Origin of the sequence: Litoribacter ruber (assembly GCF_018449405.1) — a bacterium.
Lineage (GTDB): Bacteria > Bacteroidota > Bacteroidia > Cytophagales > Cyclobacteriaceae > Litoribacter > Litoribacter ruber.
On sequence record NZ_JAHCMY010000004.1, the window covers coordinates 310,653 to 331,157 of the forward strand.

The 20,505-nt window shown below is 46.1% G+C and carries 26 protein-coding genes; 16 read left to right on the top strand and 10 right to left on the bottom strand.

Going from position 1 to position 20,505, the window contains the following annotated elements; genetic code table 11:
- Positions 1-95: 95 nt before the first annotated feature.
- Together KI659_RS10125 and KI659_RS10130 are read left to right on the top strand one after the other, a co-directional pair.
- Positions 96-380 (top strand): hypothetical protein, encoded by a 285-nt coding sequence (locus tag KI659_RS10125; RefSeq protein WP_213945229.1) that lies wholly within the window; start codon positions 96-98, stop codon positions 378-380.
- Positions 380-760, top strand: a complete 381-nt coding sequence (locus KI659_RS10130; RefSeq protein ID WP_213945230.1) for a magnesium citrate secondary transporter — start codon at positions 380-382, stop codon at positions 758-760. The genes KI659_RS10125 and KI659_RS10130 overlap by 1 nt, the downstream gene beginning before the upstream one ends.
- On the opposite strand, the gene KI659_RS10135 is transcribed toward KI659_RS10130, so the two are convergent.
- Both KI659_RS10135 and KI659_RS10140 read right to left on the bottom strand, forming a co-directional pair.
- Positions 750-1,166 carry a type II toxin-antitoxin system VapC family toxin gene (locus KI659_RS10135; protein WP_213945231.1) on the bottom strand — a complete coding sequence of 139 codons (417 nt, stop codon included), beginning with the start codon at positions 1,164-1,166 and terminating at the stop codon, positions 750-752. The genes KI659_RS10130 and KI659_RS10135 overlap by 11 nt on opposite strands.
- Positions 1,159-1,398 carry a DUF6364 family protein gene (locus KI659_RS10140; RefSeq protein ID WP_246535357.1) on the bottom strand — a complete coding sequence of 80 codons (240 nt, stop codon included), beginning with the start codon at positions 1,396-1,398 and terminating at the stop codon, positions 1,159-1,161. The genes KI659_RS10135 and KI659_RS10140 overlap by 8 nt, the downstream gene beginning before the upstream one ends.
- Positions 1,399-1,506: 108 nt before the next feature.
- On the opposite strand from KI659_RS10140, the gene prmC reads away from it, so the two are divergent.
- Positions 1,507-2,346: a peptide chain release factor N(5)-glutamine methyltransferase gene (prmC, locus tag KI659_RS10145; protein WP_213945233.1), complete on the top strand. Its 840-nt coding sequence runs from the start codon at positions 1,507-1,509 to the stop codon at positions 2,344-2,346.
- On the opposite strand, the gene KI659_RS10150 is transcribed toward prmC, so the two are convergent.
- Together KI659_RS10150 and KI659_RS10155 are read right to left on the bottom strand one after the other, a co-directional pair.
- Positions 2,328-2,948 carry a thiamine pyrophosphokinase gene (locus KI659_RS10150; RefSeq protein WP_213945234.1) on the bottom strand — a complete coding sequence of 207 codons (621 nt, stop codon included), beginning with the start codon at positions 2,946-2,948 and terminating at the stop codon, positions 2,328-2,330. The genes prmC and KI659_RS10150 overlap by 19 nt on opposite strands.
- A gap of 69 nt (positions 2,949-3,017) precedes the next feature.
- A complete protein-coding gene (locus KI659_RS10155; RefSeq protein ID WP_213945235.1) occupies positions 3,018-4,001 on the bottom strand; it encodes a dipeptidase in 984 nt (327 codons plus the stop codon).
- 96 nt (positions 4,002-4,097) lie between these two features.
- On the opposite strand from KI659_RS10155, the gene KI659_RS10160 reads away from it, so the two are divergent.
- The 6 genes from KI659_RS10160 to KI659_RS18765 are packed head-to-tail and all read left to right on the top strand — an operon-like array spanning position 4,098 to position 7,882.
- Complete coding sequence (locus KI659_RS10160; RefSeq protein ID WP_213945236.1) at positions 4,098-4,610, top strand: 3-hydroxyanthranilate 3,4-dioxygenase; 513 nt, start codon at positions 4,098-4,100, stop codon at positions 4,608-4,610.
- 19 nt (positions 4,611-4,629) lie between these two features.
- On the top strand, positions 4,630-5,907 hold the full coding sequence (gene kynU / locus KI659_RS10165; protein WP_213945237.1) for a kynureninase: 1,278 nt from the start codon (positions 4,630-4,632) through the stop codon (positions 5,905-5,907).
- 22 nt (positions 5,908-5,929) lie between these two features.
- Positions 5,930-7,285 (top strand): FAD-dependent oxidoreductase, encoded by a 1,356-nt coding sequence (locus KI659_RS10170; protein WP_213945238.1) that lies wholly within the window; start codon positions 5,930-5,932, stop codon positions 7,283-7,285.
- Between the two features lie 60 nt (positions 7,286-7,345).
- On the top strand, positions 7,346-7,558 hold the full coding sequence (locus KI659_RS10175) for a hypothetical protein (protein WP_213945239.1): 213 nt from the start codon (positions 7,346-7,348) through the stop codon (positions 7,556-7,558).
- Positions 7,545-7,658: a type II toxin-antitoxin system PemK/MazF family toxin gene (locus KI659_RS18665; RefSeq protein WP_213945240.1), complete on the top strand. Its 114-nt coding sequence runs from the start codon at positions 7,545-7,547 to the stop codon at positions 7,656-7,658. Before KI659_RS10175 ends, KI659_RS18665 begins: the two co-directional genes overlap by 14 nt.
- A 5-nt stretch (positions 7,659-7,663) precedes the next feature.
- The gene (locus KI659_RS18765; protein WP_394370087.1) at positions 7,664-7,882 is read left to right on the top strand and encodes a type II toxin-antitoxin system PemK/MazF family toxin; all 219 of its coding nucleotides are present in this window, start codon (positions 7,664-7,666) and stop codon (positions 7,880-7,882) included.
- A gap of 26 nt (positions 7,883-7,908) precedes the next feature.
- On the opposite strand, the gene mtgA is transcribed toward KI659_RS18765, so the two are convergent.
- The 3 genes from mtgA to KI659_RS10200 are packed head-to-tail and all read right to left on the bottom strand — an operon-like array spanning position 7,909 to position 9,725.
- A complete protein-coding gene (gene mtgA / locus KI659_RS10190; RefSeq protein ID WP_213945241.1) occupies positions 7,909-8,613 on the bottom strand; it encodes a monofunctional biosynthetic peptidoglycan transglycosylase in 705 nt (234 codons plus the stop codon).
- Complete coding sequence (locus tag KI659_RS10195; RefSeq protein ID WP_213945242.1) at positions 8,613-9,419, bottom strand: class I SAM-dependent methyltransferase; 807 nt, start codon at positions 9,417-9,419, stop codon at positions 8,613-8,615. The genes mtgA and KI659_RS10195 overlap by 1 nt, the downstream gene beginning before the upstream one ends.
- Positions 9,420-9,452: 33 nt before the next feature.
- A complete protein-coding gene (locus tag KI659_RS10200) occupies positions 9,453-9,725 on the bottom strand; it encodes an acylphosphatase (protein ID WP_213945243.1) in 273 nt (90 codons plus the stop codon).
- 82 nt (positions 9,726-9,807) lie between these two features.
- Between KI659_RS10200 and KI659_RS10205 the strand changes: the two genes are divergently transcribed.
- The 7 genes from KI659_RS10205 (at position 9,808) to KI659_RS10235 (ending at position 16,703) form a co-directional block, all read left to right on the top strand.
- Positions 9,808-10,908: a vWA domain-containing protein gene (locus tag KI659_RS10205; RefSeq protein WP_213945244.1), complete on the top strand. Its 1,101-nt coding sequence runs from the start codon at positions 9,808-9,810 to the stop codon at positions 10,906-10,908.
- A gap of 1 nt (position 10,909) precedes the next feature.
- Positions 10,910-12,424 (top strand): P-loop NTPase family protein, encoded by a 1,515-nt coding sequence (locus KI659_RS10210; RefSeq protein WP_213945245.1) that lies wholly within the window; start codon positions 10,910-10,912, stop codon positions 12,422-12,424.
- Positions 12,425-12,577: 153 nt separating this feature from the next.
- Positions 12,578-13,042 (top strand): MaoC family dehydratase, encoded by a 465-nt coding sequence (locus tag KI659_RS10215; RefSeq protein ID WP_213945246.1) that lies wholly within the window; start codon positions 12,578-12,580, stop codon positions 13,040-13,042.
- 78 nt (positions 13,043-13,120) lie between these two features.
- Positions 13,121-13,414, top strand: coding sequence for a type II toxin-antitoxin system HigB family toxin (locus KI659_RS10220; RefSeq protein ID WP_213945247.1), 294 nt, complete (start codon positions 13,121-13,123; stop codon positions 13,412-13,414).
- Positions 13,415-13,419: 5 nt separating this feature from the next.
- Positions 13,420-13,773, top strand: a complete 354-nt coding sequence (locus KI659_RS10225; RefSeq protein ID WP_213945248.1) for a helix-turn-helix domain-containing protein — start codon at positions 13,420-13,422, stop codon at positions 13,771-13,773.
- Between the two features lie 15 nt (positions 13,774-13,788).
- A complete protein-coding gene (locus tag KI659_RS10230; protein ID WP_213945249.1) occupies positions 13,789-14,946 on the top strand; it encodes an MFS transporter in 1,158 nt (385 codons plus the stop codon).
- Between the two features lie 65 nt (positions 14,947-15,011).
- A complete protein-coding gene (locus KI659_RS10235) occupies positions 15,012-16,703 on the top strand; it encodes a serine hydrolase domain-containing protein (RefSeq protein WP_213945250.1) in 1,692 nt (563 codons plus the stop codon).
- 23 nt (positions 16,704-16,726) lie between these two features.
- On the opposite strand, the gene KI659_RS10240 is transcribed toward KI659_RS10235, so the two are convergent.
- The 3 genes from KI659_RS10240 to KI659_RS10250 all read right to left on the bottom strand — a co-directional run bounded on the left by KI659_RS10240 (position 16,727) and on the right by KI659_RS10250 (position 20,484).
- The gene (locus KI659_RS10240; protein WP_213945251.1) at positions 16,727-17,227 is read right to left on the bottom strand and encodes a hypothetical protein; all 501 of its coding nucleotides are present in this window, start codon (positions 17,225-17,227) and stop codon (positions 16,727-16,729) included.
- Between the two features lie 78 nt (positions 17,228-17,305).
- Entirely contained in the window at positions 17,306-17,923 is a 618-nt protein-coding gene (locus KI659_RS10245; RefSeq protein WP_213945252.1) for a response regulator transcription factor, read from the bottom strand.
- Between the two features lie 125 nt (positions 17,924-18,048).
- Positions 18,049-20,484, bottom strand: coding sequence for an outer membrane beta-barrel protein (locus KI659_RS10250; RefSeq protein WP_213945253.1), 2,436 nt, complete (start codon positions 20,482-20,484; stop codon positions 18,049-18,051).
- Positions 20,485-20,505 lie beyond the last annotated feature (21 nt).

Genomic DNA, 20,505 nt, shown 5'->3' on the forward strand with positions numbered 1-20,505 from the left:
TATGGGCTTATGGTTCAATTTGAAAGGATAAGAAACCCATCGGGTATATTTCTTGCTTCAGGGTATGGTTTAAAAGAAAAGGTTAATTTTGTGATATGGGAGAAAAAAGATGTCCACACTGCGGAAAATGGTCCGATTGGAACCAAAAACTGGAAGACCCCTGTGATCACTGCGGCAAGCCACTGGGTGGAGAAGACCTTGAGCACAGAAACAGGGATCGCCAGAAGGCTCAGGAGCGCGCTGAAAGCTGGATTTTTTATATTCGCGAAGATGACAGTGACTTTGTCAAATTCTGGAAGAAAGTCGGCAATACCTTCTACATCATCTACATGTCCATCCTTTCCTTTATTGCTTGGCTGATTGCCGCTTTGCCCGGCTGATGAGCGTATTTAAAAACCCTTTTTTCATTGTCTGCTGCATCTTGTTTTGGGTAAACCAATACTTGGAAAAAGTGCAGGGAATATTTATCCCGTATGTGCATGCTTATTTGGATGATCTTTTGGCCATGCCGGTGGTGCTGGGACTCACACTGCAGGCTTTCCGCTGGTTTCATTCATTAAAGGCCAAGTTCGTTTTCACCAAAACCCAAATAGCAGTGGCTGTACTGTATTTCAGTCTGATCTTCGAAGTCATTCTCCCGATGCGGTCCGAAGTATATACCAGGGACTGGTGGGATGTGCTGATGTATGCGATCGGGGCAGTGGGGTTTTATTTTTGGATTAATAGGGGAAATAAAGAAATAAAAGATCCTATTCATTGAGCCCCAAATACTCTTCAGGACTTAATATCTTAAAAACAGAGTTTTTAAAATCCTTTTTATTTCTAGTTAAAATGGCTTTTAAATCAAAAACATTTAGAGCAGCTGCCTCTTGAAGACCATCTTCAAAGTCAGCAAAATCTCCATCTAAAGCTTTCTTAATTTCCTCCTTACCAACATTAAGAACATGAATGGTATCAATCAATTCTTGTAAAATCTTTACTGCCTTTTTATGCCCTAATGTCTTTCTGGATATATAATAAAAATTATTGAAACTTAATGAAGAAGCATAAAAATTGACATTGCCCTTTTCGGACAAGATAAAAAGCTGATCCATATGGTTCGAAAAAGGCTCCCTATTTAACAAAAAATCCAGAATAACATCTGTATCCAAAAAAATATTATCCATGTTTTTTGAAAATTTCCTCTTCTATGGTTTTCTTGTAGTCTACATCCTCACTATTTTTAAGTATCCCTTTTAAAGACCTTATCCCTTTTTGAGAAGAAGGCTCATGTTCCTGATTTTTGGCTAATTTAACCAAATAGGTTTCCACGATTTCTGAAAGGTTAATACCCTTCTCAGAAGCATATTTTTCCGCTCCCTCAATCACTGACTTTTTTATGGATAGCGTTAATTTCATGTTCACATCATCGTATATAAAGCTATAACACAAATAAGTTACAAAAAAATTCTTTTATTGAAAGCACAATTGTTTAAGTAAATTTGCGAACAAACCCAACAAAGAGCTGTGCCATCCTCCAAAGAACTCTTCCTAGAATCAGTTACCGAACTTTCCTCCACCTATCCCAAACAGGAGGCGGAAAGCCTAGTTTTATGGCTGTTTGAACACTTTTTCAATTTCAGGAGAATGGAAGTTTTGCAGGACAAATCCATAAAAGATGATAAAGCCTCCTTTTTGGAAGCCTTGCAAAAAGTGAAGCAGGAAGTTCCCATCCAGTACATTCTCGGAAAGGCCCCTTTCTACGGTCGGGAATTTAAGGTCACACCCGCGGTGCTGATCCCAAGAAATGAAACGGAGGAACTGGTACACCTGATCCTGAAGGAAAACCGCCTGCCATCTCCAAAAATCCTGGACATAGGCACCGGAACCGGCTGCATTCCCATCACCCTGGCCTTGGAAATTCCGGAGGCTAAAGTATTTGGTCTCGATGTCAGCCATGAGGCGTTGAAAGTTGCCATGGAAAATGCAATGCTGCTAGATGCCGCGGTTGATTTTCACCAAGCGGATATTTTATCGGCCGACATCCCCTATCCCGATCTGGACATCCTGGTGAGCAATCCTCCCTATGTCCGGGAACTTGAAAAAGCCCAGATGCAGGCTAACGTTTTATCCCACGAACCGCACCTGGCCCTGTTTGTAAGCGATGAAGACCCACTGATTTTTTACAGAACAATAGCCGAAAAAGGCTTGAAAGCCTTAAAGCCGGGGGGAACTCTTTATTTTGAGATCAATGAGGCTTTTGGTCAGGAGACCAAGGAATTGATGGGAGCGTTAGGCTATGAGAAGGTAAGTATCTATCAAGACCTCAATGGAAAAGACAGGATTGTCTACGGTTGTACGCCCTGAAGTTCCCCAACCCAAAACAGGTCCTTGGCTTTCAACTCCACCATGCCCTCCTCCACTTCGACGAAGGTGGCATGCTTGATCTGAATCAGTTCGCTGCCCTCAGCATATACCATCTCCACAAAGGAATCCTCAGCAGCATGAAGCTGCAGCGAGCCGGTTGAAAAGTATTTCTTTAACCTTCCTCCCTTCACCGGAAAATACCGCATAGGCCCATCCCAGATCACGATATTCAAAAACTCCAGTTTGTCCGAGAGACTAAAAACCTTCAGGTGGTCATACCCCAAGATGTTCACCGCAGAATGCTTGGAAGCGACCAGGTATTGAAGGCCTTCTTCCAGATAATTGCCTTCTTTGGCGGTCATAAACCTTACCGGGTACTGCTCCTCAAGCAGATGGATGTTTTCCTTTTGAAATCCTTCAGAGGCTAAAATGAGATCTATTTTTATCCCCAAAGAAATGACCTTTTCAACGGTTTCTTCAGTAACCACCACAGTAGGCACCCACTCCAACAATGGCGCTATAGTATCATAATCCAAACCTTCAAGGCCAAGTATGACCAATGCCGGCTCCTGATTTTCCTTTACAAAATGATGTGATGACATGGTGGTGTTGGTTGATGGTTGATCATGGTCCACAGTCGACCATCGACTGTGGACTGTGGACTATGCATCTTATTTCCAAACTGATTTAAAGAACCTCTGGGCATTTTTATAGGCCAGTTTTTCAAGCTGTTCACCGCTTAGATCACTCTTTAAGCTTTCCAGGACAGATGGGTATTTGGAGGCATCTTCCACCAGCGGGTAATAGAATGGATGCCTGCTCTTGTCGGGGAAATCTTTGGTGTAAAAGAAGTCCGCACCGAAGCAGATGCAGTCTTCTGCCCCAATGGCAAACCCGTGCTTGATGTGGTCAAAAATCCGCTCGGGAACGGCATTGTCCAAAAATGCCCTCAAAAAATTTACCCCTATAATCCCTTTCCTATGAATGATTTCCTTGGCAAATTCATCCGTTAAATTTCTTCTGTGGTCCCAGATGGCCCTGAAATTTGAATGGCTGGCAATTACCGGCACGTCCAGCTGCTTGACGGTAATGTGTTCCAAAATCCCTTGAGCCAACCAATCTGAGGTATGGGAAAGGTCAATGGCGATCTGCTTGCCGGAAATATAATCAAGCAGCCTTCTGCCGTCGTCTTTCAGCCCCACTTCGGTATAATTCCCCCCGCCAAAGCGGTTTTCGGTATGGTGGGTAAGGGAAATATAGGCCAGTCGGCCGGTATTGGCTATGATATTGTCCAATTGGGTATAAATGGCCGTCCAATCGGCATTTTCATCTCCCAGCCCAGCAGCATTTTCAATGGCGCAAACGGCCCCAATTTTCGACTCATTCCCTAGGGAGGCCAAAAAGTCCCTGTCCGCCAAGCAAACGTCATCCTGATGCATATTGAGCATAGCCTTGAACTTTCCCACCTGCTTGGTGGCTACCTCCATGCTCCCAGGCGCCACGTCCGTGTAGATGGCCATGACCTGCAGCTTCACGTTTCCCTCCTTGAGAAAGGGAATTCCGCAGGCAATATCCCTGCTCTGGGGATCGGCATTTGGCACTTTGGCCAAGTAGGAAAGCAGGTCACAGTGGGTGTCAATTATAGGGTAGCTCATTTTGAGGGATTTTAGTCTGATAACAAATTAAGGCAAAAACTGAGAGAAATTTTATACATTTATTGTTTGATTTCAAAGCAAAAAAGAATCCAAACCATGGCATTACCCCAGCCCATCAATTTCCAAAAATGGATAGACGACCACCGCCACCTGCTCAAACCACCCGTGGGAAACCGGCAGGTTTTTCATGACAACAAAGACTTTATCGTCATGGTGGTAGGTGGGCCAAATTCCCGAAAAGACTACCACTACAACGAAGGCGAGGAGGTATTCTACCAAATCGAAGGGGACATCACCCTGAAGGTCATTGATGAGGGCGAGCCCAGGGACATCATCATCAAAGAGGGTGAGATGTTCTTGCTTCCGGGAAAAGTACCCCACAGCCCCCGCCGGCCGGCCAATACCCTAGGATTGGTTTTTGAACGCTACCGAAGGCCCGGCGAACTCGACGGGTTCATCTGGCACTGCGAAAACTGCGGCCACAAACTTTACGAGGAATATGCCGAAATCACCGACATCGTAAATCAGCTTCCACCCATCATGGAAAGGTTCTGGTCAAATCCGGAACTTACTACCTGCTCCAACTGTGGGGAGCAACTCAAGAAATAACCCCAAAAAACCATCAATCATGCAATACCAAAACACCGAAGCTTTTGCCAAGGAAATGGACGAAAAGGACCCGCTAAGGTCCTTCCGTGACAAATTCTTATTTCCGGAGGTAAACGGACAGCAGGCCATCTATTTCTGCGGCAACTCTCTGGGCCTACAGCCCAAATCCGCCATCAGCTATATTCAGGAGGAAATGGACCGTTGGGCCAGAATGGCCGTGGATGGCCATTTTCACGGGGAGTCCCCTTGGTACAGCATCCGCAAGAAATCCAAACCCATGCTGGCCAACATCCTGGGGGCAAGGGAGCATGAGGTAGTGGCCATGAACAACCTGAGCAGCAACCTCCACTTTTTGATGGTAAGCTTCTACCAGCCCACCCACAAGAAATTCAAGGTGCTGACTGAAGCGGGATCTTTTCCATCGGATATCTACATGCTGGAAACCCAGGTGAAATTCCATGGGTATAAGCCCGAAGAGGCCATTATTGAAATCAGCCCCCGCGAAGGGGAGCATACCCTTAGGACTGAGGATATCCTTAGTGCAATTGAGGAGAATAAAAATGAACTGGCTTTGGTGATGATGGCCGGGTTGCAATATTACACCGGGCAGGTTTTTGACATGAGGAAAATCACCGAAGCAGGGCATGCAGCAGGAGCCCAGGTGGGTTTTGACCTTGCCCATGCGGCTGGAAACATCCCGCTAAAGCTGCATGATTGGGACGTGGACTTTGCCACCTGGTGCAGCTACAAATACATGAATTCCGGTCCGGGCAACATCTCGGGGATTTTTGTCAATGAGCGCCACGCAAACAATCCCGACCTGCCAAGGTTTGCCGGATGGTGGGGTCACGATGAGGAGGAGCGCTTCAAGATGGAAAAAGGCTTCAAGCCCATGTACGGGGCAGATGGCTGGCAGCTTTCCAACACCAACGTGCTGGCACTGGCAGCCCACCAGGCCTCACTGGATATCTTTGAGGAGGCCGGAATGGTGAGGCTAAGACAGAAAAGTGAACTATTGACAGGATACCTGGAGTTCTTAATCGAAAGTATCAGCGGGGACAGCGGCATTTTGGAAATAATAACACCAAAAAGCCCGAAAGAAAGAGGCTGTCAGTTATCTTTGCTGGTTCATAAAGGCGGAAAGGCTGTCTTTGACGAGCTGTATGCCCATGGAATAGTCGGCGACTGGAGGCATCCCAACGTGATACGCGTAGCCCCTGCCCCGCTGTACAACAGCTTTGAGGATGTATACAAATTCGCTCAAAGACTGGAACTAGCATTGAAGAAATTCGCTTAAAGCGATAGAAAGAGGAGATTGAATGGAAAATAACAATATTAGCATCTTAGGTGCGGGATTGATCGGCTCGTTATTGGGCATATTCTTAAGAAAAAGAGGTTTGGACGTGTCTATCTTTGAAAAAAGGGAGGACCGCCGTCACCAGCTTTATAAAGAAGAGGGCAGATCCATCAACATGGCTTTGAGCGACAGGGGCTGGAAAGCCCTGGAAAAGGTCGGTCTGAAAGACAAGATCAAGGATTTGGCCATTCCCATGTATGGCCGCCGCATCCACGATGAGCATGGCAACACCACTTTCCAGCAGTACGGAAAGGACGGGGAGGCCATCTATTCCATCTCCAGGGGCAAGTTCAACCAAATCTTGGTGGATGAGGCCGAAAAAGTTGGGGTCCAGCTAAACTTTGAGCACAAATGCGAGGATGTCAACATTTACAAAAAGCAGATCAAGTTTTCCCTGCCCAAATGGGAGGCCAAGAAACATCAGGCCAATGTGATCATCGGCGCTGATGGAGCTTATTCTGCTTTGAGAAGTTCCATGCAGAAGCAGGAAAGGTTCGACTTTAGCCAGCATTACATTTCCCATGGCTACAAGGAACTGAGCATTCCACCGACTGCCGAGGGTGAGTTTGCCATGGACCCAAATGCGCTCCATATTTGGCCGAGGGGCAAATTTATGCTCATCGCACTTCCCAATCCCGACAAATCATTTACCTGCACACTATTCCTTCCTTTTGAAGGAACAAAGGTTTGCTTTGATAAAATCCATGACAAAAAGGATGTTGAAAGCGTTTTCAAGACGTATTTCAACGACGCCTACAACATGATGCCAACGCTGGGGGAGGATTTCTTCAAAAATCCGACTTCGGCACTTATTACCATCAATTGCTACCCTTGGGTCAAGAACCAGTGTTTGCTGATCGGAGACGCCAGCCACGCCATGGTGCCTTTCTATGGCCAAGGTATGAACTGCGGTTTTGAGGACTGCTATGTATTGGATGGGTTAATCGAAAAGTACGGCACCACTTCTTGGGAACTGATTTTCGAGAAGTTCCAGAAAATGAGAAAGCCTGACACGGATGCCATCAGCCAGTTAGCTTTGGAAAATTTCATTGAAATGAGGGATGCGGTATCCGATCCGAAATTCCTGATCCGGAAAAAAATCGAAGCCAGACTCCATGAGCTGTATCCGAAGGAGTGGATTCCCCTTTATACCATGGTGACGTTTTCGGATATCCCATATTCCGAGGCTTATGCCCAGGGAAAAATCCAGGACCGCATCATGAACAAAGTGATGGCTGATCCATTGATCACCCAAAACTGGGATAAACTCGACTATGAGGATATTATTGATCAGGTGGAAACGGCGAGGATGGTTTAAAATCTCCCATAAAAAAAATGTAAGTTTCTTTTTTTAAAAATTATTGGGTAATTTAATACGATGGGTACCAAGGAATCAATCAAAGAAATCAGCAAACTCCCGAAAGAAGAAAGGCTTTTCATCATAGAAAAGACACTTTCTGCAATTCGGAAAGAGGAAATTTCTTCTAAATTGAAAAAGGCTGCTAACCTTTTATATGAGGATTATTCCCATGACCCTGAATTAACTGCATTTACAGCCTTAGATACTGAGGAATTTTATGAACCGAGGTGATATTTATTTAATCAACCTTGACCCCACAATAGGAGCTGAAATTAAGAAAACCAGGCCTTGCATAATTATCAGTAATGATGATCTAGAAAATTACCATTAAAAATCATAATCCCAATTACTGATTGGAAGGAGAGATATTCTTCAGCTCCCTGGATGGTTAAAATTATTCCCAATCAACTTAACTCTTTGAGTAAAATATCCACAGCTGATTCCTTTCAAATTAGATCTGTTTCCCAATCTAGACTTATAAGAAAAATAGGTGCAGTTAATGAAGATGTATTAGAGGAATTAAAGGCTAGTATATCAATCGTTTTGCAGCTATGACATTTCATTCACTGGTCTTTCTACAATTATTTATAATCATACTCATACCTCAGCTCCCCCAGATTATTCATCTGCCTCAGTATCCACTGCTGACGCTGGCGGTTATAACTGGTAGGTTTCGAGGGATTCCATCGTCTGGGGTTTGGCAAGACCGCTGCTATTAATGCAGCTTCCTGTCTGCTGAGTTGTGCCGCCGGTTTGCGAAAATATTCCTTTGCTGCGGCCTCTGCCCCATATATCCCCGGCCCCATTTCGATGACATTCACATACACTTCCAATATCCGTTTCTTTCCCCAGATAAATTCAATCAAAACCGTGAAATAAGCCTCCAATCCCTTTCGAAGATAGCTTCTCTCCGGCCATAAAAATACGTTTTTGGCCGTCTGCTGGGAAATGCTGCTTCCACCCCTGATACGTTTTCCCGACTTGTTGCTTTCAAAAGCCTTCTCGATGGCCTCCCTGTCAAATCCGGAATGGGTAAGGAACTTCTGGTCCTCTGCAGCCACTACGGCAAGGGGCAGCGCAAGGCTGATTTCGGAAAGAGGCTTCCTGTTATAGCTGAACTTTACCTGCCTGTTTTCATCATTGTAATCCTCCAGCATGCGGATCAGCATGAGCGGGGTCACCGGTACGGGCACAAATTTAAAAAGTACCACACCCCCTACGCTCAGCACCAAAAACCAAAACAGTAACCGGCCCATCAGCCACAACAACCACTTGATCAATTTCATTATTTGAAAGCCGTGGCCTGTATGAACCTGTAAAAGAATATGGAATCCTCCTGTTCCCTGAGTTCATCCATGGCCTGTTGCATGGTGATCACCTCTTTTTCCGTGATCAGGTTTTCCTCCATCAGGTTTGGCGCGCCGCTGCTCATGAGGTTTTTCCAATAGGAAAACACCTTTCTTTTTTGATCTGCTTCCCTTTTGTCCAAATGGAACCCTCCGCTTCGGAGTTGTATGCCTTTATATCCGGCATCGGAAAGCATGCTTCCCAACTTGGCCCCGACTTCAGGGTCCCCTCCTATGCTGATTTGGTAATCGTTGTAGATTTTCCAATAATCCTGTATTTCTTTTCTTTCCGGGTAAGTATAAAATGTGCTGTTAAAAACCTCCGTTACCACCACCATGGCCCCGTCCCTCAGGCAAGGCTTCATGCTGGTCAATATTGCCTGGGGATTTTGCACATGCTCCAGTACCCAGCAAATGAAAGCTCCGTCAAACTCCTTCTCCAAACTAAGTTGGGTGGCATCCTGATGGATAAACTCCACTTTGTCGGTATCAAATCCGTGCTTTTCCAGGTTTTTGTAGGCCTTTTCGATCTGCTTGCTTTCATACTCCACGCCCGTGATGGAGAGGTGGGGAAATCTTTTTAGCAAAATTTCGGTCTGCGCTCCTACCCCGCTGCCTATTTCGAGAAGCCTGTTCACCTGGGAAAAGTCGATAAAGTCGAAAATCTGGTTTTCGATCACCTTTGCCTGCTCCACAAGTCGCTCCTGCTCTACTTCCTGGTAGCCGTGAATATATTTTGATGCCATGGAATAAATGAATTTACGGCCAAATAAACGACATTATCGGATGATTTCAAACGAGGTATGACCCTGTTCTTCGCCATCCTGAATGATGAGGTTATCGACCTCTGCCTTTTCAGGTCCCTGCTTGAGCCAGGCCTCCATGGCCATCACCGCGTGCCTGTGGCCCTCCAGTTCGGCCAGTACCGACCCGTCTGGCTCGTTTTTCACCCAACCGGAAACATCCAGCTCCCTGGCTTTTTCCTGGGTGCTCTTTCTGAAAAAGACACCCTGCACTTTGCCTATTACCTTTATGCGTTTGTTGGTTTTCATGGTTTCTTTTTGTTAAGCTTCCTTTTGCCATTAAACCTCCCACCCAGATTTATTGTTATCAATCCAAATCAGGAGCGGAAGTATGAAAGGATTTAAGTTTACCAAGTTTGTGCCACAGCAGGACCCGGCCAAGAGCACCTTTGAAAACCTGCTCAACCTCTTCCTGCAGCTGGTCACCATGACCGGGGGCGATGTGGCCGAGGCACTGAACTGGCTCAGCAATTTGGACAAAAGATACAACATGACCAATCCCGGCTACGGGATCGGGGATTTTATAGAGGATCTGAAGGAAAAAGGCTACCTCACCGAGGAAAACCAAAAAGGGGAAATCAAAATCACAGGTAAGTCGGAGCAACAAATTCGCAAAAATGCGCTTGAGGAAATTTTCGGCAAGCTCAAACGCGGCAAGTCGGGACAGCACAAGACCACCCATTCGGGCCAGGGGGAGGAAAGGGGCACCGACAGGCGGGCATTTCAGTTTGGGGACAACCTGGACCAGATCGCCCTGACCGATTCGCTGAGAAACGCCCAGGCCAACCATGGTCTTTCAGGCGATTACCTGCTTACTGAGGATGACTTGGAGGTGGTGGAAAACGAGTACAAATCCCAGACCTCCACGGTGCTGATGATTGACATTTCCCATTCCATGATCCTGTATGGGGAAGACCGCATCACCCCGGCCAAAAAAGTGGCCATGGCCCTGGCCGAGCTCATCAAGACCCGCTACCCCAAAGACACCCTGGACATCATCGTGTTTGGCAACGATGCCTGGCAGATCCAGATCAAAGATCTGCCCTACCTGCAGGTGGGCCCTTACCATACCAATACCGTGGCAGGGCTGGAGCTTGCCATGGACCTGTTGCGCAGGCGAAAAAACCCCAACAAGCAGATTTTCATGATCACCGACGGCAAGCCCACTTGTCTGAAAGTCGGCATCAAGTATTACAAAAACAGCTTTGGGATAGACAGCAAAATCTTGAACGAAACCCTGAAACTGGCCACCCAGTGCCGCAAAAACCAGATCCCGGTGACCACCTTTATGATCGCCTCGGATCCCTATTTAAAAGAATTTGTCAGGGAATTTACCAAAGCCAACAATGGAAACGCCTATTACAGCGACCTGAAAGGCCTTGGCAACCTGATTTTTGAAGATTTTAAACGAAACCGAACCAAACGTTTTTAACATGGAGTATCAAAACCTTACCGGTAAGGACCTATTGAAAATAAAAACACTGGGGGAATTGAAAGCCTCCGGATACCAATCCCGCAGCATTAAAGAAGAACTCCGATCCAACCTCATCCAAAACATCAAGGAGGGAAAAAATGTATTTGAGGGCATCTGGGGCTACGAGGACACCGTGATCCCGGATATAGAAAGGGCCATCCTCTCCAGGCACAACATCAATTTTCTAGGGCTGAGAGGCCAAGCAAAAACCCGGATCGCCAGGATGATGACCTACCTGCTGGACGAATATGTGCCCGTAGTGCAGGGATCTGAACTCAACGACGATCCCTTGGCGCCTCTTTCCAGCTTTGCCAAACAGCTGATTGAAGAAAAAGGGGACAAGACTCCCATCGACTGGTGGCACCGGAAAGACCGCTATACCGAAAAGCTGGCCACTCCGGATGTGTCGGTGGCTGATCTGATCGGGGATGTGGACCCTATCAAGGCTGCTACCATGAAACTTTCATACAATGACGAAAGGGTGATCCATTACGGGCTGGTACCCCGCTCCCACCGCAGCATTTTCGTGATCAACGAGCTCCCCGACCTGCAGGCCAGGATTCAGGTGGCCCTTTTCAACATTCTGCAGGAAGGAGATATCCAGATCCGTGGCTTCAAATTAAGGCTTCCGCTGGACATCCAGTTTGTCTTCACGGCCAACCCGGAGGATTATACCAACAGGGGCAGCATCGTAACGCCACTGAAAGACCGGATCGAAAGCCAGATCATTACCCATTATCCTAAATCCATTGAGATCGGGAAGCATATCACGGCCCAAGAGGCCAAACTTGCCGGAAAGCCATTGGAAAGGATCCATGTGCCCGAGCTAATGAAGGACCTGATTGAGCAGGTGGCCATTGAAGCCAGAAAGAGCGAATATGTGGATGAAAAAAGTGGTGTATCTGCTCGCTTGACCATTTCAGCCTATGAAAACCTGATTTCGGCCGCGGAACGAAGGCTGTATAAAAACGGTGAGGAAAAAACCGTAGTCAGGGTGGCCGACCTAATTGGCATTGTCCCCGCAATTACCGGGAAAGTGGAATTGGTCTATGAAGGCGAGCAGGAAGGAGCTGGACTTGTAGCCTACAGTCTCATCGGCAAAGCAATCAGGACTTTGTTTACGGACTATTTCCCCAGCCCTGACCAGAAAAGAAAGGAAAAAGAAAGCAACCCTTATGTACTACCCTTGGCTTGGTTTGGAGAAGGAAAGGAAGTGGACATCCTAGCCTCCCAATCGGACAAGGACTACAAGAGTACCTTGCACCAAGTTCCGGGGCTGGAAGATATCGTGGTCGCACAGGTCAAACACCTGGCTGAAAAGGAGAAGGAGTTTTTTATGGAATTCGCCCTTCACGGGCTGGCCGAATACAGCCAACTGAGTAAAAAACTACTTGAGACCGGCATGCAGTTCAAGGACTTGTTCAGCAGCATGTTTGACATGGGCAACGGCGAAGAGGAAGAGGAGGATTTTTGAAAAAGACGGGAGACCGGAACGAATGGTACGATTTGAGGTCGCAGATTGCGGCTTCAAGTTCCGGTTTTCGCCCTTCCGTCTTCGTTCTCCAATTTAAAACTTTTCAATTCCCGCGCCTTTTTAATATCTTCAGGGCTTCAAAAATAATCTAACATGAGCCAATTGATCATAAATAGTTTCGAGGAGTTCGAACAGCATGTGGGTAAGGAGCTGGGTGTATCTGCCTATCACACCATCACCCAGGAGCAGGTAAACCTTTTTGCGGATGCTACTATGGACCACCAGTGGATCCACACCGATCCTGAAAAAGCAAAGGCAGAAGGCGCATTCGGCGGTCCGATTGCCCATGGATACCTCACCCTTTCCATCGTTCCCTTCCTTTGGGAGCAGATCGTCAAGGTGAACAACCTCAAAATGATGGTCAACTACGGAATCGAAAGCCTGCGTTTTGCCCAACCCGTTTTGGTTGGCGATGAGGTAAGGCTAAACGCCACCTTGGCCAATATCACCAACCTTCGGGGCACGATCAAAACAGAAATGAAGGTAAAGCTGGAGATCAAAGGCCAAAGAAAGCCCGCATTCACGGCAAACTTGGTTTTTCTTTATCATTTCCAATAAGCTAAAGCCCGTTTTTATTGGGCTTTACTTTTTTTAATTACCGTTTTGGTAACTTTTGTTTTATTTTTATTGTTTTAGATGAAAGTAATTTCAAAAAAACCACTTAAAGAATTTTGGCTAAAAAATCCAGAAACCGAAAGTCAGCTAAAAAGCTGGTTTAAGGAAGTCTCTAAAGCAACATGGGAAAGCCCGGCTGATATTAAGCAGGATTATACGAAAGCTAGTATTCTGAAAGGAGGAAGGGTTGTATTCAATATCTGCGGTAACCGATATAGGTTAATTGTGGAAATAAACTTTATGCGCCAATGGGTCTTCATCAGATTTATTGGTACCCATAAAGATTACGATAAATTAGATGCCCAAACAATATAAAAAAAATGATTGTCAAGGTTTTAAAAAACGAAGAAGAATATCAAATGGCCCTAAGCAGGCTTGAGGAAATCTTCCATGCCCCTGCGAATACTCCAGAAGGTGATGAAGCAGAGCTGTTGGTCTTACTGATCGAAAAGTATGAGGAGGAGTTTTATCCCATTGATCCTCCAAACCCCTTAGACGCAATTAAATTTAGAATGGAACAACTGGGTATGGACAATAAAGATTTGGCAGATATTTTAGGGTATAAAAGTCGAGTTTCTGAATTATTCAAAGGCAAAAGAAAACTATCCTTGACAATGATAAAAAACTTGCATCATAAATTAAACATCCCTTATGAATCCCTGCTATCGGAATAAGTTTTTTTGATTTCAATGAAGCACATTCTCCCCATCATTGTCCTTTCACAATTCCTTTGCACTTCCCTATGGTTTGCCGGCAATGCGGTGTTGCCGGACCTTATTGCTGAGCACGGGCTTCCGATTGACTTTCTTGCCCACCTTACCAGTGCCGTTCAGTTTGGGTTCATCACCGGCACCCTGATTTTTGCCATACTGACTGTGGCGGATCGGTTTTCCCCATCCAAGGTTTTTTTCTTCAGCTCCCTCTTGGCAGCAGGATTCAATTGGGCCATTGGTCTAGAGAATCTGCAGGACTGGGAACTATTGCTATATAGGTTTCTGACCGGCGTCTTTTTGGCCGGAATCTACCCCGTGGGCATGAAGATAGCCGCCGATTATTATGATAAAGGCCTTGGAAAGTCCTTGGGTTTTCTGGTAGGCGCATTGGTTTTGGGCACGGCCTTCCCCCATTTCCTGAAAAGCATGACTGGGCCACTCCCCTGGCATTATGTAGTTTACTCCACTACCTTTCTGGCCATGCTGGGTGGACTGTTGATCCTGGTTTTTGTCCCGGACGGCCCCTACCGCAAAGCCGGGCAGCAATTTGACCCCGCAGTTTTTCTCAATGTATTTAAAAATGCAAATGTCCGTTCTGCAGCTTTTGGCTACTTTGGACATATGTGGGAGCTTTATGCCTTTTGGGCCTTCTTGCCCCTGCTGCTTGCCTATTTCAACGCTAGCCATGATTCCATGAACCTAGATGTTCCCTTTTTCAGCTTCTTGATCATAGCGGTGGGCGGAATCTCCTGTGCCTTGGGCGGTTTGCTCTCCCTGAGATTTGGGGCAAAAAGAATCGCCACAGCCTCCCTGGCCATTTCAGGATTATGCTGTATCTTTTCCCCCTTAATTCTGGCAGGGGAATCCACAGGCCTGCTTATCCTATTCCTGCTAATTTGGGGAATGGCCGTGACTGCCGACTCTCCGTTATTTTCAACCCTCGTGGTGCAAAATGCCCCCCAAGAAACCCGTGGCACCGCACTTACTATAGTCAACTGCATAGGTTTTGCCCTCACCATCGTAAGCATTCAGGTACTGAATTTCATGTTGCCTATCATGGGTGAAAAGCTTCTATTTACCGCCTTGGCAATGGGGCCACTGTTGGGGGTAATCAGCCTTCGTCGCAAAATTTGATTGCCACAACTATGATTTTTTCCGGAGTCTTCGTATTATTAAGTTGATTAACCCACAATTAACCAATGAATTACCCAAGGCTTAACTATATCATTGCTTTTCTATTGGCTTTTTTGGCAATCCCCAATCTCCAAGCGCAAAGTATTTCTAAAATTAATTCTCAAAAAGAGGCTCGTATCGATAGCATTTTCTCCCAATGGAACAAACCCGACACCCCGGGTGCAACGCTAGCGCTTGTCCATAATGGGGAGGTGGTGTTTTCCAAAGGCTATGGAAATGCCAACCTGGAATATTCCATCCCAAACACCCCTTCCACCGTTTTTCATATTGCTTCGATTTCCAAACAATTCACCGTATTTGCGGTGCTGCTCTTGGAAAAGGATGGCCTAATCAATTTGGATGACGATATCAGGAAGTACATTCCGGAGGTACCCGATTTTGGCCACACCATCACCCTGCGCCATTTGGCCAACCATACCAGTGGGTTAAGAGATCAATGGAACCTACTTACCATGGCCGGGTGGCGCATGGATGATGTAATCACCAAAGAACATGTGATGAAGCTTGTCAGCAAGCAAAAGGAACTAAACTTTGAGCCAGGCGAGGAATATGTGTATTGCAACACGGGCTTCACTCTATTGGCAGAAGTGGTAGAGCGTGTATCGGGTAAAACCTTTGCCCAGTTTACCGCCGAGCGGATCTTTAAACCTCTGGGTATGAAGAGCACACTTTTTTATGACGACCATGAAAGGATTGTGAAAAACCGTGCCTACTCCTACAAGCCCCATCCAGAAGGCTTCAAGAAAAGCGTACTCAGCTATGCCAACGTGGGCGCCACCAGTCTCTTTACAACCGTGGAAGACTTGAGTCTTTGGGTGCTCAATTTCAAGAACCCAAAAGTAGGCGACAAAGCCCTGATCGAAAAAATGAATACAGAGGCCACCCTCAACAATGGCGAGAAGTTTGGCGGGGCACTGGGGCAGATGGTCAATCCGCACAATGGACTGTTCCAAATCCATCATGGTGGGGCTGATGCAGGTTTCAGAACCTATTTAGGCAGATTCCCTGAGGAGGATTTTGCAGTCATCGTATTCAGCAATGACGCCTCTTTTGTGTCCCAAAGAACAGCCCTGCAGGTCACCGATATTTACCTGGAAGAAACCATAGCCCAGCAGCAAGCGGAAAATCCCTCCCAACAGGAAAATCCAGATATGGACAACCAAAAACTGGAGCGCTTTGTGGGGGAGTATGAACTTGAAAACATGGGAATATTCACTGTCGGCCAAGATAAAAACGGGATCTATGCCCGCCCAGCCGGATTGGGGCGATCACACCTGAGGGCACTGTCGGAGATGGAGTTTAAAGTGGAAGGCGAGGATGCCACTATCCGTTTTATTGCCGATGGCAACAATGAAATCAGCCGACTGGAGATCCAGCAACCCAACAAGGTGCTGAAGGCCAGCCGCCGTTTAGATTTTGATCCCAAATCAGTTATTTTAAAGGACTTTACCGGGACATTTTACAGTGAGGAGCTTTCCACGGAGTACCAGCTGACCATAGTGGACAACCAGCTGGTGGCCAAACATGCCCGCAACAGCGACATTGTACTCAAGCCCATTAAGAAGGATACCTTTGAAGGGGATAAGTTTTTCTTCCGGGAAGTAGTCTTCACACGTGATGTGAACAACCAGATTAAGGAATACAAGGTCTCCAACGGACGAGTTAGAAACCTTAAATTTAATAAGGTGGGCAATTAAAAACCACCTGTTAACTCACCCAATCAATAGAAATCAATTCTGACCTTATTGGAACATTGGGTTTGGTCTGCCGGACAGAGCTGGTATGTTTTTGATGCCGACGGCGGGGATTTTTCCTCATACCAAAAATATCCGGAATTTTTGATGCTCCCCTGGATATCTCCATCAATATAAAGATCTACTTTTTCACCCGCTACTTGAGTCCATTGTAACTGTACCTTGTACCTATTGCAAACTGATTTGTGAACCGAACCGACCATTTCCAAAACAGGGGGCATATTCAACGACAACTCTCCCAGCCTGCCATTTTTGGCCTCAATTTCCCGCCTGCCTTCCTGAGTATCATATGCATAAGCTTTTCTATGGTTGGAGGCTGTAATCAGGGAAAGTCCGGGAATAGGGTTAGAGGTTTCCAGCCTCTTAGACTGATTCGATTCATTTTTCCCCGCCATAAAAAGTATCAAAAAATAGATTCCCAATAAAACAATCGGCACAACACCTAGAATCATATAAGAATGCTTCATGGAAAAAGTGGTCAGTGGTTTTCTAAATCTCCAACTAAGATCGTGAAAATCTGTCCTTTACGAAATACTCCAAAAGTACTATTTTATACTTCTCATTAAAGAAACCAGTCCTGCCAGGTTTCTGACATCCAGCTTTCTGAAAATGTTTCTGCGATGGGTCTTGATGGTCAAAGGACTTGTGCAGAGTTTATCGGCAATTTCGGAAGTCAGGTATTCATTGAGAATCAGGTCCAAAATCTGCATTTCCCTTTTGGTCAACTTGTATTTTTCAGCCAATACCACCTCCAGCTCATCCATGTTGTCATTATCCATCATGTAGTAAGTTTCCCCTTCCAAAATAGAAGTGATGGCCTCCTTAAGGTCGGTGAAAACCGCATCCTTTGAAATGAAACCATCGGCCCCCAACTGCTGGCAAAGCTTGATGGTGCGCGCATCGGTGTCCATGCTAATCACCAACTTTTTGAGTTCGGGGTATCCCCTATCCAGAAATGACAACAATTTGGCCCCGCCCCCGTCGGGCATGTGGAAATCCATAATCAGCAGATCGGGTAATTTGCCTTCGTCCAGGAAATGCTTCACTTCGGTACCCCCTTTCATGGTAGACACGATGGAAACATCCATACTGCTTTCTATTAATTGGGCAATCCCCAAAAGGAACAGTTCGTGGTCATCTACTATGGCAATGGAAGCGGTCATATTGGAAAAATGGAAATAAAAATTACAAAAATCTCACGTACCACAAATTTACCATAATTCAAGACAGAAACGACTCAATATCAATAAAAAAAGAACAGTCCAAAGGACTGTTCTCATTAGGTTTTCTACTCTCCAAGTCTATCCCTTTCCTCCTTGCTTCCGCTGCGGTTGGATACCCGGAAGCTTTCACCTTGGGCAAATTTATATCTCAGTGTGAGCCTCACGCTCTGGTTGCTGCGGTACTGTTGGAACTGGGTATCCATTTGGTCAAACTGCACATCAGCACGGATTATTTGTGTACGGAAGATATCCGATCCGTTTAAGGTAATGCTCATTTTATCCTTCATTACCGACTTGGAAATCCCGGCATCCACCCAGCCAAAACCATCTATTCTGGCCTGCCCGTACAGCTGTGGCCCTAGGTACATCCCCACCAATTCAAGTTTGAACCCTTTTGGCAGCATTATATTGTGCTGGGTGCGGCCCATGTAGGAGAACTGCGATACATCCAGCATGGCATCCCCGATCATGGAAGTCCAGGCATTGTGGCTCACCTGCACCATGTTGCTGGTGTTCCACCAAGGCGTGATGTCCACCGGGATGATTCCCCTGAAGTTGAAGTTTCTCGACTTGTCAAAGTTTGCCGTATATGTAGTCGTGGTCCTAGTGGCCTCATCCTGCATGAAAATCTGCTGGAACACATCATGGGTTTCCGAATAAGAAAGAGACACTTGGTAGGCACGCTTGATGACATGGTTCATTTCAAAATTGTTTGAAAACTGCGGTCTCAAGTGCGGGTTACCCTGCTCGGTGGTTAAGGGATCGATGTAGAACACAAACGGATTCAGCAAGCGGTAATTGGGCCTGGTTATCCTTCTGTTTACGTTATAATTGATCTGATAATCGTCACTAACCTTGTGTTGCACAAAAAGGCTTGGGAAAAGGCTGAAATACCTCTGGGTATTGATTTGCCCCATGGTAAGGGAATTACCCTCAATGTCGGAATATTCACCCCTTAAGCCTGCCTGGTAGTTGATCTTAGGGGAAATTCCGCCTTTATAGGAAGCATAACCTGCCAGAACCTGCTCTTTATAAAGAAATTGGTTGCTATTGGGATCCGGCATGAAAGGTTCCTCTTCCACACTTCTGCTCAGTCTCAAATCGTTGTCGGATCTCACCCAGCTACCCTTCAGCCCAGTTTCAAACATGTTACCCTTTTCACCAATCGGCTTGATAAAATCCACCTTGGCCGTCAGGATATGGTATTCCATGTCATTTAAGGTCTGAATACGGTCCCTGTTGAAAAGACTTTCATCTTCACCTGTCCAGTATCGGTTGGACAAGATCCCCTCGCTGGAAGCATTCATTTTAGTATAGTCGATATCCGAGGTCAGTTTGGTGCCTACCGAATCCAATTGGCCTACATAATGCAGGTTTGCAAAAAGGCGCTGGTTATCGGAACGGTTGTCGTTTTGGGATCCGATGAAGCTCATCGGTGCCCCTGGGTTGGTGATTTCGGTCAAGGACTCACTGGTTTCACCACCTCGGTTTTCGGAAGCTTGAATGTTGACCCCCACACTGTGGTTTTTGCTGATTTCGTAATCGGCTCCACCGTTGAAGAAATAATTCTGCCGCTTCATGGTCATATCGGTATCCTGAAAAAAGTTGGACACCCCATCTTCCAGTGGGAAGTTTCGGTTTATTTCAAGCTCATTAAGTATATTGTATTCGCTATAGTTAAAACTGGTGTTGGTGGTCCACTTTCCTTTTTTAACATTGATAGTAGCTCCGCCAAACGGGGCATACATACCGTTATATTGATTTCCAGCCTGTACATTGCCAAACACGCCATCAAGGTTGTTCTTCTTCAGCTTGATATTGATCACGCCAGCGGCTCCCTCGGCATCAAATCGGGAAGATGGGTTGTTGATGACTTCTATGCTTTTGATGTTTTCGGCAGGCATGGCCCTAAGGAAGTTGGCCAAGTCCTGAGCGGACATATAAGTTTGGCGGTCATTGATCATCACGGTGACGCCCGGACGGCCGTTTAGGTTGATGTTACCTTCTTGGTCCACAAATACCCCTGGGGAGCGGCCCACCACGTCAAGGGCGGTGTTTCCCTCTGCCATTACGGTACCTTCGATATTGATGGTGGTCTTGTCCGCCTCAATAGTGACTTCCGGACGCGCGGCCCGCACTTCCACCTCGCCAAGAGAAGACATTTCCTCCTCAACCTGGATGGTGCCAAACTCAATTTTATCACCGCCATTGATTTCGAAAGGCTCAGTAAAAAATGTCTCGAAACCTATAGAGGAAACTTTCAATATAAATTTCCCGGACTGGGAAGTTGAAATCGAAAATCGGCCATCCTCGTCGGAAACTGCTCCGGTGACTAGCTTTACTGAGGAGGCTTCTAAAAGTGCAACATTGGCAAATGGCAGCACTTCACCTTGGGAGTCTTTAACCTGGCCGGTTAGCTGGCTGTTTTCTTTGGCCACCACGTGGCTTGAGCCCAAAAGGAATAAGAAAACAAAGGCAAAAATCTGGTAAGAAAGTTTCATGTGTATGTATATTATTTCAAA

What these genes read in the sequence shown, in the direction of transcription:
- KI659_RS10125 (WP_213945229.1), top strand. Translation starts at nt 96, where the DNA reads ATGGGAGAAAAAAGATGTCCACACTGCGGAAAATGGTCCGATTGGAAC.
- KI659_RS10130 (WP_213945230.1), top strand. Translation starts at nt 380, where the DNA reads ATGAGCGTATTTAAAAACCCTTTTTTCATTGTCTGCTGCATCTTGTTT.
- KI659_RS10135 (WP_213945231.1), bottom strand. Translation starts at nt 1,166, where the DNA reads ATGGATAATATTTTTTTGGATACAGATGTTATTCTGGATTTTTTGTTA.
- KI659_RS10140 (WP_246535357.1), bottom strand. Translation starts at nt 1,398, where the DNA reads ATGAAATTAACGCTATCCATAAAAAAGTCAGTGATTGAGGGAGCGGAA.
- KI659_RS10150 (WP_213945234.1), bottom strand. Translation starts at nt 2,948, where the DNA reads ATGTCATCACATCATTTTGTAAAGGAAAATCAGGAGCCGGCATTGGTC.
- KI659_RS10155 (WP_213945235.1), bottom strand. Translation starts at nt 4,001, where the DNA reads ATGAGCTACCCTATAATTGACACCCACTGTGACCTGCTTTCCTACTTG.
- KI659_RS10160 (WP_213945236.1), top strand. Translation starts at nt 4,098, where the DNA reads ATGGCATTACCCCAGCCCATCAATTTCCAAAAATGGATAGACGACCAC.
- kynU (WP_213945237.1), top strand. Translation starts at nt 4,630, where the DNA reads ATGCAATACCAAAACACCGAAGCTTTTGCCAAGGAAATGGACGAAAAG.
- KI659_RS10170 (WP_213945238.1), top strand. Translation starts at nt 5,930, where the DNA reads ATGGAAAATAACAATATTAGCATCTTAGGTGCGGGATTGATCGGCTCG.
- KI659_RS10175 (WP_213945239.1), top strand. Translation starts at nt 7,346, where the DNA reads ATGGGTACCAAGGAATCAATCAAAGAAATCAGCAAACTCCCGAAAGAA.
- KI659_RS18665 (WP_213945240.1), top strand. Translation starts at nt 7,545, where the DNA reads ATGAACCGAGGTGATATTTATTTAATCAACCTTGACCCCACAATAGGA.
- mtgA (WP_213945241.1), bottom strand. Translation starts at nt 8,613, where the DNA reads ATGAAATTGATCAAGTGGTTGTTGTGGCTGATGGGCCGGTTACTGTTT.
- KI659_RS10195 (WP_213945242.1), bottom strand. Translation starts at nt 9,419, where the DNA reads ATGGCATCAAAATATATTCACGGCTACCAGGAAGTAGAGCAGGAGCGA.
- KI659_RS10200 (WP_213945243.1), bottom strand. Translation starts at nt 9,725, where the DNA reads ATGAAAACCAACAAACGCATAAAGGTAATAGGCAAAGTGCAGGGTGTC.
- KI659_RS10205 (WP_213945244.1), top strand. Translation starts at nt 9,808, where the DNA reads ATGAAAGGATTTAAGTTTACCAAGTTTGTGCCACAGCAGGACCCGGCC.
- KI659_RS10210 (WP_213945245.1), top strand. Translation starts at nt 10,910, where the DNA reads ATGGAGTATCAAAACCTTACCGGTAAGGACCTATTGAAAATAAAAACA.
- KI659_RS10215 (WP_213945246.1), top strand. Translation starts at nt 12,578, where the DNA reads ATGAGCCAATTGATCATAAATAGTTTCGAGGAGTTCGAACAGCATGTG.
- KI659_RS10220 (WP_213945247.1), top strand. Translation starts at nt 13,121, where the DNA reads ATGAAAGTAATTTCAAAAAAACCACTTAAAGAATTTTGGCTAAAAAAT.
- KI659_RS10225 (WP_213945248.1), top strand. Translation starts at nt 13,420, where the DNA reads ATGATTGTCAAGGTTTTAAAAAACGAAGAAGAATATCAAATGGCCCTA.
- KI659_RS10230 (WP_213945249.1), top strand. Translation starts at nt 13,789, where the DNA reads ATGAAGCACATTCTCCCCATCATTGTCCTTTCACAATTCCTTTGCACT.
- KI659_RS10235 (WP_213945250.1), top strand. Translation starts at nt 15,012, where the DNA reads ATGAATTACCCAAGGCTTAACTATATCATTGCTTTTCTATTGGCTTTT.
- KI659_RS10240 (WP_213945251.1), bottom strand. Translation starts at nt 17,227, where the DNA reads ATGAAGCATTCTTATATGATTCTAGGTGTTGTGCCGATTGTTTTATTG.
- KI659_RS10245 (WP_213945252.1), bottom strand. Translation starts at nt 17,923, where the DNA reads ATGACCGCTTCCATTGCCATAGTAGATGACCACGAACTGTTCCTTTTG.
- KI659_RS10250 (WP_213945253.1), bottom strand. Translation starts at nt 20,484, where the DNA reads ATGAAACTTTCTTACCAGATTTTTGCCTTTGTTTTCTTATTCCTTTTG.